Genomic DNA, 15,794 nt, shown 5'->3' with positions numbered 1-15,794 from the left:
GGAGGGCGCGCTGCTCAGGACACCATGAGCAGCGCGCCCTCCCGCCATTTCAGGACCTTGTCGAAGCTCACCACCGCGCCGTGACCCGGCCGGTTGCCGAAGTGCACGTGATCGGCGAGCTCCTCGATCAGGCAGAGCCCGCGCCCGCTCTCGGCCATGACCGGAGGGTGCACCGCCGTACGCGGGTGCGAGGGGTCGCCCGCAGGTCGCGAGGCGGAGGACTGTGCGGCAGTGCGAAGCGTGCGCCGGGAGGGGAAACCCGGCCCCGAGTCGGCGACTTCGATACGGCATTTCTCGCCGTCCAGATACGCGGTGACCCGGTACTGCCCGCAGGCGCGCCCGGGCTGCCCGCCACCGGTGGGGGCCGGGCCTGCGTCTCCGGCGTCACCCGCGTCCCCCAGGCCGCCGCCGTGCTCGACGGCGTTCGCACAGGCTTCGCTGAGCGCGACGGAGAGGTCGTAGGAGATGTCGGGGTCCACCCCCGCGGTCTCCATGGTGCCGAGCAGAAAACGACGGGCGAGCGGAACGCTCGCAGCTTCGCGCCGCAAATGGAGTGACCACCACATGCTCATGCTCCAGCCTCCTGGCTGCGGCTCGACATACCGATACGTATTGCCGCGATCGGCGCTCCGTAAGCACGGATCGGCCACGACGGCGCTCATTCGGCGGATGCGGATACTCCGTCCACCGGTGTATGCCCGGCCCGGGCCAGGGGCGCGGAGCGGCATCGATCCACGCATGAACAGGTGCAACACCCCCTGATCACTCCCTGATGGGGACGGATGCAAACCTTCCGGACCTGCCGTACGGGGACGGGGGGCTCAGTGGGATGATGACCCGGCCATGTCTATGCCTGTCGCACGCGCCGGAGCCGGTATGCGGCTTCTGAGGACCGCGGTGTTCACCGCGGTCTGCGTCGTGTTCGCCGCCGCCGGACACGGCTTCGCCGCAGGTGTGGGTGTGCCCGGCTGGAGTCTGCTGGCAGGTTTCGCCGGAGTCTTCGCCGTGGCGACGGCGCTCGCCGGACGTGAGCGGACCCTCCTCTCGATCACGGCCGCCCTCGCGGCCGGGCAGCTCGCCCTGCACATCGTCTTCGGGCTCGGGCGGCACACACCGGCCGCTGTGGCGGGGTCCGGGGACGACTCGCTGATCCGCTTCGCCGCGGGGCTTGTGTGCGGGGCGGGACCGGCGCAGCTGAGCGCCGGCGAGGCCCACCGCATCGTGACCACCGCGGGGCTGGACCCCGCAACCGTGGCCCAGGGGCACACACACCTGGCGTCCGGGGCGGCAGCCGCTCCGGATGCCGCTCCGACGCTCCTGGACACCCTGATGTCCGGCCTGCCCAGCCTTCCCATGCTCCTGGGGCACCTGCTCGCCGCGCTCGCCACGGGCTGGCTGCTGCGCCGCGGCGAGATCGCCCTCTTCCGGCTGGCGAGGCTCTCGGCGCACGGCGGCCGGCAGCTCGCGGCCGCGGCCCGGCTGCGCGCGCTGCGGGCGGCGATGGCGCTCGTACGCGCACTGCGTGCGGGGCTCCCGGGCCGGCCCACGACCGGGCCGCGTCCTCTTCGCAGCGCCGTCGACGCCCCCGCACCGGCCACCGGGGACCCTCTGCAGCACATGGTGATCAGGCGCGGGCCGCCGCCCGTATACGTACGCGCAGCCTGACACGACCCCTCGGCCGGGACTCCGGTGAAGAGGTGGTCGTGATGCCGTCGCGCCTCAGCGCGCCGGACCACCCTTTCCTCATGACCTGTGGAGTGATCCCTGCCATGAACGTTTCCCGCATCGCCCTCGCCGGCGGCGTCGCCGCGTCCACCGTCCTGCTGCTCGCCGGCACCGCCTCGGCCCACGTCAGCGTGCAGCCGCAGGGCGAGGCCGCCAAGGGCGGTTACGCCACCGTCAACTTCAAGGTGCCCAACGAGCGCGACAACGCCTCCACCGTCAAGCTCGAAGTCAACTTCCCGACGGACCACCCGCTGGCGTCCGTCAGCCCGCAGCCGGTGGCCGGCTGGAAGATCGATGTCACCAAGAGCAAGCTGGCCGAGCCGCTCGAGGTGCACGGCAAGAAGATCAACGAGGCGGTCTCCAAGGTCACCTGGACCGCGGACGACAGCGGTATCGAGCCCGGGTTCTTCCAGCAGTTCCCGCTCTCGGTCGGGCAGCTCCCCGAGGACGCCGACCAGCTCGTCTTCAAGGCCCTCCAGACGTACAGCAACAAGGAAGTCGTCCGCTGGATCGAGGAGCCCACCGAGGGCGGCGAGGAGCCCGAGAGCCCTGCTCCGGTGCTCGCGCTGACCGCCCCGGCGGCCGACGCCCACGGTGCCGCCGCCGATGACAAGAGCGGCGGGACGGACGAGGCGAAGGAGACGACCGCGTCGTCGGAGGACGCGTCCTCGTCGGGCACCGACGACACCGCCCGCGTCCTGGGCGTCGTCGGCATCGTCGTCGGCATCGCGGGGGTCGCCTTCGGCGTCCTCGCCGGCCGCCGCCGCAGCGCCTGATCCCCCTGCCCCACCACCCGTATTCACAGATCAGGAAACAGCTCTCCATGCACAGCAAGAAGACGGTGCTGGCCGCGGCGTTCGCCGCCGCGGCGGCACTGACCCTGTCGGCCTGCGGCAGCGGAGGGGACTCGGCGGACAACTCCGTCGCCGACGTCTCCTCCTCGGCCGGGTCCGGGCCCGCGACCGTGCTCGACCAGCCGTTCACCAAGCCCGACCTCGTGCTCACCGACACCCACGGCAAGAAGTACGACCTGCGTGAGAAGACCAAGGGCAAGCCGACCCTCATCTACTTCGGTTACACCAACTGTCCCGACGTGTGCCCGCTGACCATGAGCAACATCGCGGTCGCCAAGCGGGCCCTGCCCGAGGCCGAACAGGACAAGCTCCAGGTCGTCTTCGTCACGACGGACCCCGAGCGGGACACCCCGGCGTCCCTGGGCAGCTGGCTCAAGGCCCAGGATCCCGACTTCACCGGTCTCACCGGCGACTTCGCGGCCATCCAGGCGGGAGCGCGGCAGATCGGCATCGGCATCGACCCGCCGAAGAAGGAGAAGGACGGCACGGTCGTCTCGATGCACGGTGCCCAGGTCATCGCGTTCTCCCCGAAGACCGACAAGGGGTACGTGCTCTACAGCGAGGACACCACGGCCGAGGACTACACCGAGGACCTCCCGGAACTGGTCAAGGGGGAGACCCCGTGAACCGCCGCACTGCCGTCGCCGGAGCGCTGGCCCTCACCACCGGGCTCGCGCTGACGGCGTGTTCCTCCGACAGCGTGCCGCGGCTGGAGGTGACCGGGGCCTTCATGCCCCAGCCCGTCAGCGACATGGCGGCCGGCTTCCTCCTCGTGAAGAACAGCGGCGACGCCACCGACCGGCTCACCTCGGTGACGAGTTCCCTCTCGGACCACGTCTCCATCCACGAGACGAAGAACCGGACGATGCGGATGGTCACGTCGTTCGAGGTGCCCGCCGGCGGCGAGCTCGATCTCGAACGCGGCGGGAACCACATCATGTTCACGGAGCTGAAGCAGCAGCCCAAGCGGGGAGAGACGGTCTCCGTGGAACTGCACTTCGAGAAGGCCGACCCCATCAAGGTCGACATCCCCGTGCGGGAGACCACCTACGACCCGAAGAAGCAGTGAGGTACTGACACCCCATGACGGCTACCGCCCCGCGCCTCGGTCCCTCCCCGATACGACGGCCGCTCGTCGCGGCCGCGCTCCTCGCCACGCTGATCAGCCTGCTGCTCGGACTGGTGCTGGCCGGCGCGAGCCCCGCGTCCGCGCACGCCGCCCTCACGGGGAGCGATCCGCAGGACGGGGCGGTGGTCGCCACCGCGCCCGAGGAAGTGACGCTCACGTTCTCCGAGCAGATCGCCATGGACGACGACTCGATCCGGGTCCTCGACCCCAGCGGTGAGCGCGCCGACGAGGGCGCGCCCCGCGACCTGACGAGCGGCGGCGCCGTACGGTACGCCGTCCAGCTCCACAGCGGCCTGCCCGATGGCACGTACACCGTGGCCTGGCAGGCCGTCTCCGCGGACAGCCATCCGGTCTCGGGAGCCTTCACGTTCTCCGTCGGCGCCCCCTCGGAGACCACCGTGGCGCTGCCCTCGGGCGGAGCCGGCGGCGGGCTCGTGGGTGCGCTCTACGGCATCGCGCGCTACGCCGCGTACGCCGGCTTCATCCTGCTCGCGGGCGGTTCGGCCTTCGTGCTCGCCTGCTGGCAGCGCGGGGCGGGCGCGCGTCCGCTGCAGCGGCTCGTCGTACGCGGCTGGGTCACGCTCACCGCGGCCACCCTGGCCATGCTGCTCCTGCGCCATCCGTACACCGGCTCGGGCAAGCTCGCGGACGCCTTCGACCTCGACGGCCTCCAGTCCGTCCTCGACACCAAGCCGGGGGCCGCGCTGGTCTCCCGGCTGCTGCTCCTGGGTGCCTCCGCGCTCTTCATCGCCGTCCTCTTCGGGGCGTACGCCAAGCGCGAGGACGAGAAGGAGAAGCAGGACCTCACCTTCGGACTCGCGACGGGCGGCGCGGTCATCGCCATCGGGATCGCCGGTACGTGGGCCCTGGCCGAGCACGCGTCGACGGGTATCCAGCCCGGCATCGCCATGCCGGTCGACGTGCTGCACCTCCTCGCCGTCGCCGCCTGGCTGGGCGGACTCACCGCGCTGCTGGTCGCCCTGTACCGGACGCCGGACATCACGAGCGGCGCGGTACGCCGGTTCTCGCGCGTGGCGTTCGGCAGTGTGGTCGTCCTCGCCGCGACCGGCCTCTACCAGTCCTGGCGTCAGGTCGGCTCGTGGTCCGCGCTGACCGGGACCCGCTACGGGCAGCTTTTGCTCGTGAAGGTGGCGCTCGTCGCCCTGCTCCTCGGGGTCGCGTGGATATCCCGGAGGTGGACGGGGCGGCTGACCGAGCGCACCGGATCCGCGTCCGCCACCGATGACACTGCTGACACCGTCGTGTCCGCCACCGATGACACCGCTGACACCGCCGCGGCCGCTGCGCCGGAATCGCCGGAACCCGTCACCGTGTCCGACGGGGAGATGGATCCGGAGCGCGCCGCCCAGCTCTCCCGGCAGCGGGCCGCCCTGACGGCGACGAAGGAGAAGCGCGCCCGCGACGCCGATCCGGACCGCTCCGGGCTGCGGCGTTCGGTGATGGTGGAGACGGGCATCGCCGTCGTGCTGCTCGTCGTCACGACGATCCTCACGTCCACCGAGCCGGGCCGCACCGAGGAGGAGGCCGCGCGCGGCACCACCACGACGGCTCCGGCGCCGGTCACCGGCGGGCAGCTGAACCTGAACCTGCCCTTCGACACCGGCGGCGAGAACGGCAAGGGGACGGTGCGCCTGGACATCTCGCCCGGCGGGACCGGATCGAACAGCGTGCACCTCTGGGTCGACACACCCGACGGCCGTCCGCTGGACGTCCCCGAGGTGAAGCTCGCCTTCACCCTGGAGTCCAAGGACATCGGCCCGCTGCCGGTCGTCCCCGACCGCCTCACCGAGGGGCACTGGACCGCGAGCGGGGTACAGATCCCGATGGCGGGCGACTGGAAGGTCGCCGTGACGGTGCGCACCTCGGACATCGACCAGACGACCATCGACAAGAACGTGAAGATCGGCTGAGCAGGGTGAGCAAGAAGAAGGACAACCCCAACCGGAGTTCCGGTGGCACGAGCGTCGTCTCCCGGCGTCGGCTGATCGGCGGTGCGGGCGCGGCCGGAGCGGCGGGCCTCGTCCTGGGCGCGGCAGGCGGCGCGGGCGGCTATGCGGCGACGCGAGGGGATGCGCCGACGCCGCTGACCACGGTCGGCTCGACCGAGGCGATGTTTCACGGGAAACATCAAGCGGGGATCACCACTCCGCTCCAGGCCCGCGGGCACCTGGTCGCCTTCGATCTGGCACCCGCCGCGGGACGTAAGGAGGCAGCCGCCCTGATGCGCCGCTGGTCGGCCGTGGCGGAACGCCTGATGGCCGGTGAGCCGGCGGACAACGGCCGGGCCCACGACACCGGGGTGTCCCTGGACGCCGGTCCGTCCTCCCTGACCGTCACCTTCGGGTTCGGGCGGACGTTCTTCGACCGCACCGGTCTGACCGACCGCCGCCCTGCCGCCCTGGATCCGCTGCCCGCCTTCTCCTCGGACCACCTCGACGCCAAGCGGTCGGAGGGCGACCTCTGGGTGCAGATCGGCGCCGACGACGGGCTCGTCGCCTTCCACGCGCTGCGCGCCCTCCAGAAGGAGGCCGGCTCGACAGCCCGCGTGCGCTGGCAGATGAACGGCTTCAACCGCACCCCGGGCGCCACGGACCGCCCGATGACCACGCGCAATCTGATGGGCCAGGTCGACGGCACCAACAACCCGAAACCGGCCGAGAGCGACTTCGAGAAGCGGATCTTCGTGCCCTCCGGCGGCTCGTCGGCGTACGACTGGATGGCAGGCGGCTCGTACGCCGTCGTCCGGCGGATCAGGATGCTCCTGGACGACTGGGAGGAGCTCACGGTCAAGCGTCAGGAAGAGGTCATCGGACGGCGGAAGGCGGACGGCGCCCCGCTCAGCGGCGGCTCGGAGGACACCGGGATGGACCTGGACAAGGCGGGGGCGGACGGCAGGCTGCTGATCCCCGACAACGCGCACGCCCGGATCTCGTCCCCGGAGAAGAACGGGGGCGCCGCCATGCTGCGCCGCCCGTTCTCGTACCACGACGGAATCTCCGACGACGGCACCCCGGACGCCGGTCTGCTCTTCATCTGCTGGCAGGCCGATCCGTACAAGGGGTTCATCCCGGTCCAGCGGAAACTCGACCGCGGGGACGCGCTCTCACCGTTCATCCGGCACGAGGCGAGCGGTCTCTTCGCCGTACCCGGGGGCGTCGCGGCCGGGGAGTACGTGGGGCAGCGGCTGCTGGAGGCGTGAGGCCGCGCGCCCCACGCCCGAGGCCGGGGGCGGGTTCCACGGCCCGGGCGCCCGCCGGAGCAAGGCGCACGGCACCGTGCGGCGGCGCATTAGGGTGACCGTATGTCAGCCACGCGCTACGCCTACCTCGGCCCCGAAGGCACCTTCACCGAGGTGGCCCTCCGTACGCTCCCCGAAGCCGCCACCCGCGAACTCGTCCCGATGGTCTCGGTGCCGGCGGCACTGGACGCGGTGCGGAACGGGGAGGCAGCGGCGGCACTCGTCCCCATCGAGAACTCCGTGGAGGGCGGGATCACCACGACTCTCGACCAGCTGACCACGGGCGATCCGCTGATGATCTACCGGGAAGTGCTGCTCTCCATCACGTTCGCCCTGCTGGTGCGCCCCGGGACGAAGCTCTCGGACATCAAGACCGTCAGCGCCCATCCGGCCGCACAGCCTCAGGTGCGGAACTGGATGGCGGCCCATCTTCCGAACGCGGTGTGGGAGTCGGCGGCCTCGAACGCCGACGGCGCGCGGCTGGTCCAGGAGGGGCGTTACGACGCCGCCTTCGCCGGTGAGTTCGCCGCGGCGACCTACGGCCTGGAAGCGCTGGTCACGGAGATCCACGACGCGGAGAACGCCCAGACCCGCTTCGTCCTGGTGGGGCGCCCCGCCCGGCCCTCCGCACCCACGGGAGCCGACAAGACCTCCGTGGTCATCTGGCTCGGTGACGACCGTCCGGGCGCCCTCCTCGAACTGCTCCAGGAGTTCACCGTGCGGGGCGTCAACCTGATGCTGATCCAGTCCCGGCCCACCGGAGCAGGCATCGGCAACTACTGCTTCGCCGTGGACGCCGAGGGGCACATCGCGGACCGGCGCGTCGGCGAGGCGCTGATGGGACTGAAGCGGATCTGCCCGAAGGTCCGGTTCCTGGGTTCGTATCCGCGCGCGGGGGTGACGCCCGACGAGGTGAGCCCCTTGCGGATCGGGACGTCGGACACCGATTTCACCGAGGCTTCCGACTGGCTGGCCCGCAGCCAGGACGGCCGTGTCTGAAGCCTGTGGGAAGGGGCCGTCCCGATCCCTGCCGGTCCTACCTGCAGATTTTCATTTCACGCACAAAGTTATCCACAGGCAACCCCTTCGACCTGGGGACAAGTCGACACCGCAACGCGACATGGTCGACAAATCGCCCCAGTACTCCTGGATCCCTCATGGGGTCACAGCTCCCCTCGTGTCCCTCCAATTCCGTTGATCAACTCATTGGAAGGAGGAAAACCCACCCGAATGAGTGCGCGAGTGAGGTTTGAGTTGCGGATCCCTGTCCCGTCATGCCGCTTTCGGAACGATCCCCTCCGGCATCCACAGATCTTCTTCACAGCCTGTGGATAACTAATGGGATCGACGACACCCTGTGGACAACCCACCCACCCGAGGCCCCCAACTCCCCGCCCACGCACCGGCGATACATCAAATGACGGGTCGCCTTGTTCCCTTTTTCGTGGCAATGCGACCCTTTAATTGACGATCTTCACCCCATTGTCGGCTCACGACTCCCCCAGGATTATTGATTCCGGCAATTCGGGCAAAGCGCCACGCTCGTCTATATCGGTTCGAGCGGCGGATCCCCGCACCGGTAGCCTTGAGGGGTGATTGACCTTCGCCTGCTCCGTGAGGACCCCGACCGTGTTCGCGCCTCCCAGCGCGCCCGTGGAGAGGACGTCGCGCTCGTCGACGCCCTGCTCTCCGCCGACGAGCTGCGCAGGTCGTCCGGCATCCGCTTCGACGAACTCCGCTCCGAGCAGAAGTCGCTCGGGAAGCTGATCCCCAAGGCCACCCCCGAGGAGCGTGCCGAGCTCCTCAAGAAGGCCGAGCAGCTGAAGTCCGAGGTGAAAGCGGCCGACGCCGCGCAGGACGAGGCGGACGCCGAGGCCAAGCGGCTCCTCCTGCTGCTCGGCAACATCGTCCACGAGGACGTGCCGGTCGGCGGCGAGGAGGACTTCGTCGTCCTGGAGACGCACGGCACCATCCGCGACTTCGGCGCGGAGGGCTTCGAGCCCAAGGACCACCTGGAGCTCGGCGAGGCGCTGGGCGCCATCGACATGGAGCGCGGCGCCAAGGTGTCCGGCTCGCGCTTCTACTACCTGACCGGCGTCGGCGCGCTGCTGGAGCTGGCCCTGGTCAACGCGGCGATCGCCCAGGCCACCGAGGCCGGCTTCGTCCCCATGCTGACCCCCGCGCTGGTCCGCCCGCGCGCCATGGAGGGCACGGGCTTCCTCGGCCAGGCCGCGGAGAACGTGTACCACCTGGAGAAGGACGACTTCTACCTGGTCGGCACGTCGGAGGTCCCCCTCGCGGCGTACCACATGGACGAGATCCTCGACGCCGACAAGCTGCCGCTGCGGTACGCGGGCTTCTCGCCCTGCTTCCGTCGCGAGGCCGGCACGTACGGCAAGGACACCCGAGGCATCTTCCGCGTCCACCAGTTCGACAAGGTCGAGATGTTCTCGTACGTCGACCCGGCGGACGCCGAGGCCGAGCACCGCAGGCTCCTGGACTGGGAGAAGCAGTGGCTCACCGGTCTTGAACTGCCGTTCCAGGTGATCGACGTCGCGACCGGCGACCTGGGGTCCTCGGCTTCGCGGAAGTTCGACTGCGAGGCGTGGATCCCGACCCAGGGCAAGTACCGCGAGCTGACGTCCGCGTCGAACTGCGACGGCTTCCAGGCACGCCGGCTCTCCGTCCGTATGCGGGACGGGAAGAAGGTCCAGCCGCTGGCCACGCTGAACGGCACGCTCTGCGCCGTACCGCGCACGATCGTGGCTCTGCTGGAGAACCACCAGCTGCCCGACGGTTCGGTGCGGGTACCGGAGGTCCTCCGTCCGTACCTGGGCGGGCGCGAGCTTCTGGAGCCGGTCTCCAAGTGACCTTCGCGTACAAGCTCGTAGCGACCGATCTCGACGGCACCCTGCTGCGTGACGACCACACGGTCTCCGACCGCACCCGGGAGGCGCTGGCCGCGGTGACCGCGGCCGGCGCCGCGCACATCGTCGTCACCGGACGCGCGGTGCCGTGGACCCGGCACATCCTGGACGACCTGGGCTACAAGGGCCTGGCGGTGTGCGGTCAGGGCGCGCAGGTCTACCACGCGGGTGAACGCAAGCTGCTGACCTCCCTCACCCTGGACCGGCAGCTCGCGGGGCTCGCGCTGTCCAAGATCGAGGCGGAGGTCGGCCCGCTCGCGCTGGCGGCGAGCCGTGACGGCCTCGAGGGCGAGGTGCTGGTCGGGCCCGGGTATCAGGTGCAGGAGGGCCCGCTGCCCGCCGTCTTCATGGCCGACCCCGCCGAGATGTGGACCGCTCCGCTGAACAAGGTCTACATACAGCACCCCGAACTCGACGACGACGCACTGGCAGAGGCTGCCCGGCAGGCCGTCGGCAGCCTGGTGAACGTCGTCATGGCGGGCCCGGGGGTCGTGGAGATCCTGCCCCTGGGGCTCAGCAAGGCGACCGGGCTCTCGCTCGCCGCCCGCCGGCTGGGACTCAAGGCGGCGGACACCGTGGCGTTCGGTGACATGCCGAACGACATCCCCATGTTCGGCTGGGCGCAGCACGGCGTGGCCATGGCCAACGCGCACGACGAACTGAAGGCCGTGGCGCACGAGGTCACCGCGTCGAACGAGGACGACGGTATCGCTGTGGTGCTGGAGGAGCTGCTCCGGACGCCCACGCGCGCGTAGGCGGAGCTGTTCTCCGGGCTCCGGGGCCACTTCGGGCTCCGGAGCCTTCGTATTCGGGCTTCGGAGCCTCTTCGTCTTCGGGCTCCGGTCCTCGGGCTCCGGTCTTCGCTCTTCGGGCTCCGGCGGAGGATGCGCGGATCGAACGCGCGCGGGGGTCGCGCCCCGACGACGGCTTAGCAAGCCGCTGCCTTACCACTCGGCCAATCCTCCGGGGAGTGGCCACGCGCGCGACGCGCAGCGGGGGGCCACCCGGGGGGTCCTGCCGCGGGCGACCGCGGGCAGCTGATGAAGCTACCGCGGTGCCGGCTGCGGACCGCCCTGTCGGGAACACGACGGACTCGGACTCCTGGTCATCGCCGCGCTCCTCTCCCGGTCCTGATGAACGGCGCCTTCCCGCGCCGTCCCCTCACTGTGCCGGAGACCGGACTCCGGGGGCCACCCGTTTTCCGGCGGCCCCCGGACGTACGTCAGCCGCTCCTGCGGCGGCCCAGATCCCTCAGCCGGTGCGCGAGGTCGTCCATGCGGGCATCGAGGCGGATGACGTCGTGCGAGACATCGGTGAGCCGGATGCTGATCGCACCGACGACCTGATGGGTCACATCGAGCTTCCGATCGAGCGAGTCGAGCCGCTGCGACATCCGGCCGAGCACGGGGCCGAGCTCCTGGAGCGCGCTTCCCACGTCTGCCAGGCAGCCCTCGATGCGGGTGACGCGACGGTCGAGCGAGACGTACGAGGCCCTGAGGTCCTCCTCCGCGTCGAGGAGGTGGGTGCGGACGCTGCGCGCGATGTCGCTGTCGCGAAGAAGCATGGCGACGTTGAGCACGGTCCTGCGGGTGTAGAGCCGGAGCTGCGTGGCTGCCTGTGGATAACTTACGAGACCGTCACCCTTCCATAGCGACACCATGTCGCTATGGAAGGACTGCAGCTCAGCGCCCCGCAGCACCATCATGCCGTTGCTGACCAACTCCTTCTGGTGTCGGTCCGTCAGCCTTCTGACAGAGGTTGTGGATACCTCGAAGTAGCGAGCCACTTCCTCTGTGCGAAGGTGAATTCCATCAGGGAGCATGACAAGGCTCTTGACCTTGTCGAGGACTTCGACGCGCCCCATCTGCTCGACCCGGAGGGCCTGGGATTCGAGCAGGGCGACTTCCGTGGGCATGGGTATGCCTTTCGTGCGTGGGGACGACAAGGAGAGCCCTGTCCCCGGGCCGAGAGGGCGGAGGTCGCTCACGGTTGCCACTCACTCGATGACCGGCCGGGTGGGCGCTGCCTCACCGCCGCCGGCATTCCCCGAATTCACGAAAGCTCGACGCCACAGATTCCAGTTGCCTCCACGCACCCAGTACAACGAGCCGACAAACGTACAGTCACGCGACCCCGGCCGCCCCCGCACACGAGACAACCCCCGCCCGGAAGGCGGGGGTTGCAGGGGGTTCGGGGCGGCCGGTCTCACTCCTCGCCGGCGAGCTTCAGCGCCCGCAGCTTCTGACCCGCGTACCACGTGGCCACGACCGTCACGCCGACCAGCAGGAGGGTCGCGAGCGGCAGGCCGACGTCCGAGGTGATCACGCCTTCCCCGGCGACCTTCTCGGCGACGGAGAGGGACCACTGCTGCACGCTGAGCGTCCTCGCCCCCGGCACCAGGCTGCCGAAGAGTGCCTCCCACACCAGCGCGTACACGAGGCCGAAGACGACCGCGTGCCGGCTGACCGTGCCGAGCAGCAGGAAGAGCGCGCTGTACGCGATCGAGGCGACCAGCGCCGCGATCGTGTAGGCCACGGCGATCTGGCCGCCGTTGCCGTTGAGGATCAGGCCCGCGACGAACGTGGGCAGCGCCGAGAACAGCATCGTCACGGCGATGGCGACGATGAGCTTGGTGAAGATGATCGCGGGCCGCTTCACCGGCTTGGCGAGCAGATAGACGATCGAGCCGTCGTCGATCTCCGGCCCGATGGCACCGGTGCCCGCGATGACACCGATGAGCGGGACCATCGTGGCGATGGCGAAACCGCCCAGCACCCCGGAGGCCACACCGTCATCAGCACCGGCGAACGCCCGTACCGCCACGGCGATGGCCACCAGCAGGACCGGCAGGACGAACAGGATGGCGGCCCGGCGCCGGCCGAGCAGGGCCCGGTAGGTGAGCCGGGCGACTGTGGGGTCGTACATGACGCTTCACAGCTCCTTTCAGGCCACTACTCAGGCCGCTACGAGATAGGAAAAGACCGATTCGAGGGACTCGTCGGACGGGGAGACGGTGAGCAGCCGGATGCCGTGTTCGCGCGCGACCTTCGGCAGCAGCGTCGTGAACCGACCGAAGTCGACCGCCTGGATGCGCAGGGCCTTCTCCGTGAGGTCGACCTCGATCCCCGCCGTGGAGGGGTCCGCGATCAGCGCGGCGGCGAGGGCCCGGTCGTCGCTGGACCGGACGAGATAGCGGTGCGGCCGGTCCGTCATCAGCCGGCGGATCTTCCGGAAGTCCCCCGACGCCGCGTGGCGGCCGGCCACGATCACCTCGATGTGCGAGGCGAGCTGCTCGACCTCCTCGAGGATGTGGGAGGAGAAGAGCACCGTGCGCCCCTCCGCACCCATCCGGCGCAGCAGCTCCATGAGCTGCATCCGCTGGCGCGGGTCCATTCCGTTGAAGGGCTCGTCGAGGAGCAGCACCGAGGGATCGTGGACCAGCGCGGACGCCATCTTCACGCGCTGGCGCATGCCCTTGCTGTACGTCGAGATCTTGCGGTCCTGGGCGTACTCCATCTCGACGGTGGCCAGCGCCTTGTGCGCCGCGGCGTCGCCCAGCCCGTGGAGCTCGGCGTTGGCGACGACGAACTCGCGGCCGGTCAGGAAGTCGTACATGCCCTCCCGCTCCGGCACGATCCCGATCGCCTTGTAGACCGCCTCGTTGCGCCAGATCTGTGTGCCGTCGAGCGTCACCTTGCCGGTCGACGGCGCGAGGAATCCGGCCATCATGTTGATCAGCGTGGACTTCCCGGCCCCGTTGGGCCCGAGCAGCCCGGTGACTCCGGGGCCCACGGTCATGCTCACGTCGTTGACGGCGACCACGTTGCCGAACCAGCGGGAGGTGTGGTCGATCTCGATGGTGGTCACAGGCCGACCCTCCGGTAGCGGCGCATCAGTACGGCGTACGAGCCGGCGACGAGCGCGAGAACAACGATCAGATAGACCACACCGGCGGCGGCTCCGGGCCCTTCACCGCCCGGGAAGGCGGAGGATGCCCCGAGGAACGCGGTCTGCACCCCGTCGATCAGCGTGATGGGCGAGAACAGCCCGAGCCAGGTGACGGCACCGGCCGAACCCGTCTCCCAGGCGATCGCCTGGACCGTGGACACCGCGCCGTAGGTGATGGTCAGTACGGCGATGACGGCGGCGACACCGAAGCCCCTGCGCGGCGTCAGCGCGGCGACCACCAGTCCGAGCCCGGCGAACAGCACGGAGAGCAGTGCCACCGAGACCATCCCCTGCCCGAAGCCCTTGGTCTGGTCCGCCAGGTCGAACTCGGCCAGCAGCGCGCCCACATAGAGGATGACGAGGGGCAGCCCGGTGAGGATGAGCAGGGCGGACGCCATGGCGGCGAACTTGGCGACCACGTAGTCGACGCGCTCGATCGGCCGCGAGAAGTACAACGGCACGCTCTTGAAGCGGAGGTCCCTCGACACGGACTGCGGCGCCTGGGAGGCGATGAAGAGTCCGATCACGGCCTGCAGGTAGACCGCGAAGTCCGTGTAGTCGATGGGAAGCTTGGTCATGCCGGGCGCGTAGATGGCGACCGCGACGAGGATCAGCGCCACCAGGCACATCACCCCGCACAGAAGCATCGGCAGCACCTTGGACTTGGCGGACCTGCCCAGTCCGAACGAGCCCCGGAGGGACTGCGAGTACAGCGATCGGCGGGCGTAGCCCCGGCCGAGCCGTGCGCCGTCGTAGGAGCGGTATCCGATGTTGTGGATCCGGGAGGTGTCGCTCCCGGCGGTGGTCCCGGTCTCAGTGCTCATCGCGACCACTCCCCTTCTGCTGTGCGGCACCCGCTGTCGCGGCCACGGCCGCCCGCGGTGCCTCTTCGGTGCGGAAGACCTCGGCGATGTGGTGGCGCCGCTGTTCCATCCGGATGAGCCCCAGCCCGAGACCGGCGACACTGTCTCGGACCACGTCGTACGTCTCCTCGCCCGTCGCCTCCACCAGGAGGATGTGCCCTGCCCCCGGCAGGCCCTCGGCGTCGAGACCGTCGTGTCCGACGAGCTTGATCCCGGCCCCGGTGAGGGCCCGGCGCAAGGCGTCCGTACCGTCGGGGTGGGTGTCGCTGTCGGTTACCTCGACGGCCAGTGTCGTGGTCGACTGGGTGAAGTCGCTGGTGGAGCTGGAGCGCAGCAGCGCACCGCCGTCGATGACGACGACGTGGTCGCAGGTCCTCTCGAGCTCTCCGAGGAGGTGCGAGGTGACCAGCACCGAGATGCCGAAGTCGGTGTGGACACGACGGATCAGACCGAGCATCTCGTCCCGGCCGACGGGGTCGAGGCCGTTGGTCGGCTCGTCGAGAAGGACCAGCTTCGGGTCGTGGACCAGTGCCTGGGCCAGCTTCACCCGCTGCTTCATACCGGTCGAGTAGCCGCCGATGGGACGGTAGCGCTCCTCGTACAGCCCGACGTGGCGCAGGGTGTCCGCGGTGCGTTCGCGAGCCGCGGTGGGCGGGAGCCCGGACATCCGCGCCATGTGGACGACGAACTCGGTCGCCGAGACGTCGGGGGGCAGGCAGTCGTGCTCGGGCATGTATCCGACCCGCTCCCGGATGGCGGCGCCCTCGGTGGCGACGTCGAGCCCGAGCACCGCGGCCCGGCCTTCGGTGGCGGGGGACAGACCCAGCAGGATCTTGATCAGTGTGGACTTGCCGGCCCCGTTGGAACCCACCAGGCCGGTCACACCGGGTCCGATGTCCAAGGAGAGCCGGTCAAGCGCGGTCACCCTCGGGAACCGCTTGCTCAGGCTTTCGGTTGCGATCACAGTCACGTCATCGACCGTAGTGGCGCCCGCCACAGGAGTCGTCAGACCAGACGGCTGGATCCGCGTCAGACTCCAGGAGTACGGACCCGTAGGGGCGCCGTACTCGAGGCCCCCTCCGAGGCTGG

Annotated in this window: 15 protein-coding genes and 1 tRNA gene; 9 read left to right on the top strand and 7 right to left on the bottom strand. The window is 70.0% G+C overall.

What is annotated here, in order from left to right:
- Positions 1-14: 14 nt before the first annotated feature.
- A complete protein-coding gene (locus tag AB0P41_RS09120) occupies positions 15-572 on the bottom strand; it encodes an ATP-binding protein (protein WP_365931054.1) in 558 nt (185 codons plus the stop codon).
- 271 nt (positions 573-843) lie between these two features.
- Here AB0P41_RS09120 and AB0P41_RS09115 point away from each other — a divergent pair, with 271 nt between their 5' ends.
- The 9 genes from AB0P41_RS09115 to AB0P41_RS09075 all read left to right on the top strand — a co-directional run bounded on the left by AB0P41_RS09115 (position 844) and on the right by AB0P41_RS09075 (position 10,649).
- Positions 844-1,665 (top strand): hypothetical protein, encoded by an 822-nt coding sequence (locus tag AB0P41_RS09115; RefSeq protein ID WP_365931052.1) that lies wholly within the window; start codon positions 844-846, stop codon positions 1,663-1,665.
- 104 nt (positions 1,666-1,769) lie between these two features.
- Complete coding sequence (locus tag AB0P41_RS09110) at positions 1,770-2,501, top strand: YcnI family protein (protein WP_365931050.1); 732 nt, start codon at positions 1,770-1,772, stop codon at positions 2,499-2,501.
- 47 nt (positions 2,502-2,548) lie between these two features.
- Complete coding sequence (locus AB0P41_RS09105; RefSeq protein WP_365931048.1) at positions 2,549-3,205, top strand: SCO family protein; 657 nt, start codon at positions 2,549-2,551, stop codon at positions 3,203-3,205.
- Positions 3,202-3,648, top strand: a complete 447-nt coding sequence (locus tag AB0P41_RS09100) for a copper chaperone PCu(A)C (RefSeq protein ID WP_356708953.1) — start codon at positions 3,202-3,204, stop codon at positions 3,646-3,648. Before AB0P41_RS09105 ends, AB0P41_RS09100 begins: the two co-directional genes overlap by 4 nt.
- A gap of 14 nt (positions 3,649-3,662) precedes the next feature.
- Positions 3,663-5,639 carry a copper resistance protein CopC gene (locus AB0P41_RS09095; RefSeq protein WP_365931046.1) on the top strand — a complete coding sequence of 659 codons (1,977 nt, stop codon included), beginning with the start codon at positions 3,663-3,665 and terminating at the stop codon, positions 5,637-5,639.
- A 5-nt stretch (positions 5,640-5,644) separates the two neighbouring features.
- Positions 5,645-6,928, top strand: coding sequence for an iron uptake transporter deferrochelatase/peroxidase subunit (gene efeB / locus AB0P41_RS09090; RefSeq protein ID WP_356708957.1), 1,284 nt, complete (start codon positions 5,645-5,647; stop codon positions 6,926-6,928).
- A 102-nt stretch (positions 6,929-7,030) separates the two neighbouring features.
- Entirely contained in the window at positions 7,031-7,966 is a 936-nt protein-coding gene (gene pheA, locus AB0P41_RS09085) for a prephenate dehydratase (protein ID WP_356708959.1), read from the top strand.
- Between the two features lie 593 nt (positions 7,967-8,559).
- Positions 8,560-9,837, top strand: a complete 1,278-nt coding sequence (serS, locus tag AB0P41_RS09080; protein ID WP_356708961.1) for a serine--tRNA ligase — start codon at positions 8,560-8,562, stop codon at positions 9,835-9,837.
- Positions 9,834-10,649, top strand: a complete 816-nt coding sequence (locus AB0P41_RS09075; protein WP_356708963.1) for an HAD family hydrolase — start codon at positions 9,834-9,836, stop codon at positions 10,647-10,649. The genes serS and AB0P41_RS09075 overlap by 4 nt, the downstream gene beginning before the upstream one ends.
- A gap of 123 nt (positions 10,650-10,772) precedes the next feature.
- On the opposite strand, the gene AB0P41_RS09070 is transcribed toward AB0P41_RS09075, so the two are convergent.
- The 6 genes from AB0P41_RS09070 to AB0P41_RS09045 form a co-directional block, all read right to left on the bottom strand.
- Positions 10,773-10,859, bottom strand: a tRNA-Ser gene (locus AB0P41_RS09070).
- Between the two features lie 257 nt (positions 10,860-11,116).
- Entirely contained in the window at positions 11,117-11,809 is a 693-nt protein-coding gene (locus AB0P41_RS09065; RefSeq protein ID WP_356708965.1) for a hypothetical protein, read from the bottom strand.
- A 290-nt stretch (positions 11,810-12,099) separates the two neighbouring features.
- Positions 12,100-12,819: an ABC transporter permease subunit gene (locus tag AB0P41_RS09060; protein ID WP_365931044.1), complete on the bottom strand. Its 720-nt coding sequence runs from the start codon at positions 12,817-12,819 to the stop codon at positions 12,100-12,102.
- A gap of 30 nt (positions 12,820-12,849) precedes the next feature.
- Positions 12,850-13,761 (bottom strand): ABC transporter ATP-binding protein, encoded by a 912-nt coding sequence (locus AB0P41_RS09055; RefSeq protein ID WP_365931042.1) that lies wholly within the window; start codon positions 13,759-13,761, stop codon positions 12,850-12,852.
- Positions 13,758-14,666 (bottom strand): ABC transporter permease, encoded by a 909-nt coding sequence (locus tag AB0P41_RS09050; RefSeq protein WP_356708970.1) that lies wholly within the window; start codon positions 14,664-14,666, stop codon positions 13,758-13,760. The genes AB0P41_RS09055 and AB0P41_RS09050 overlap by 4 nt, the downstream gene beginning before the upstream one ends.
- Positions 14,656-15,669: an ABC transporter ATP-binding protein gene (locus AB0P41_RS09045; RefSeq protein WP_356709441.1), complete on the bottom strand. Its 1,014-nt coding sequence runs from the start codon at positions 15,667-15,669 to the stop codon at positions 14,656-14,658. The genes AB0P41_RS09050 and AB0P41_RS09045 overlap by 11 nt, the downstream gene beginning before the upstream one ends.
- Positions 15,670-15,794 lie beyond the last annotated feature (125 nt).

Origin of the sequence: Streptomyces sp. NPDC079167, assembly GCF_040686735.1 — a bacterium.
Taxonomy (GTDB): domain Bacteria; phylum Actinomycetota; class Actinomycetes; order Streptomycetales; family Streptomycetaceae; genus Streptomyces.
This window is presented reverse-complemented; position numbering and strand designations above follow the sequence as displayed.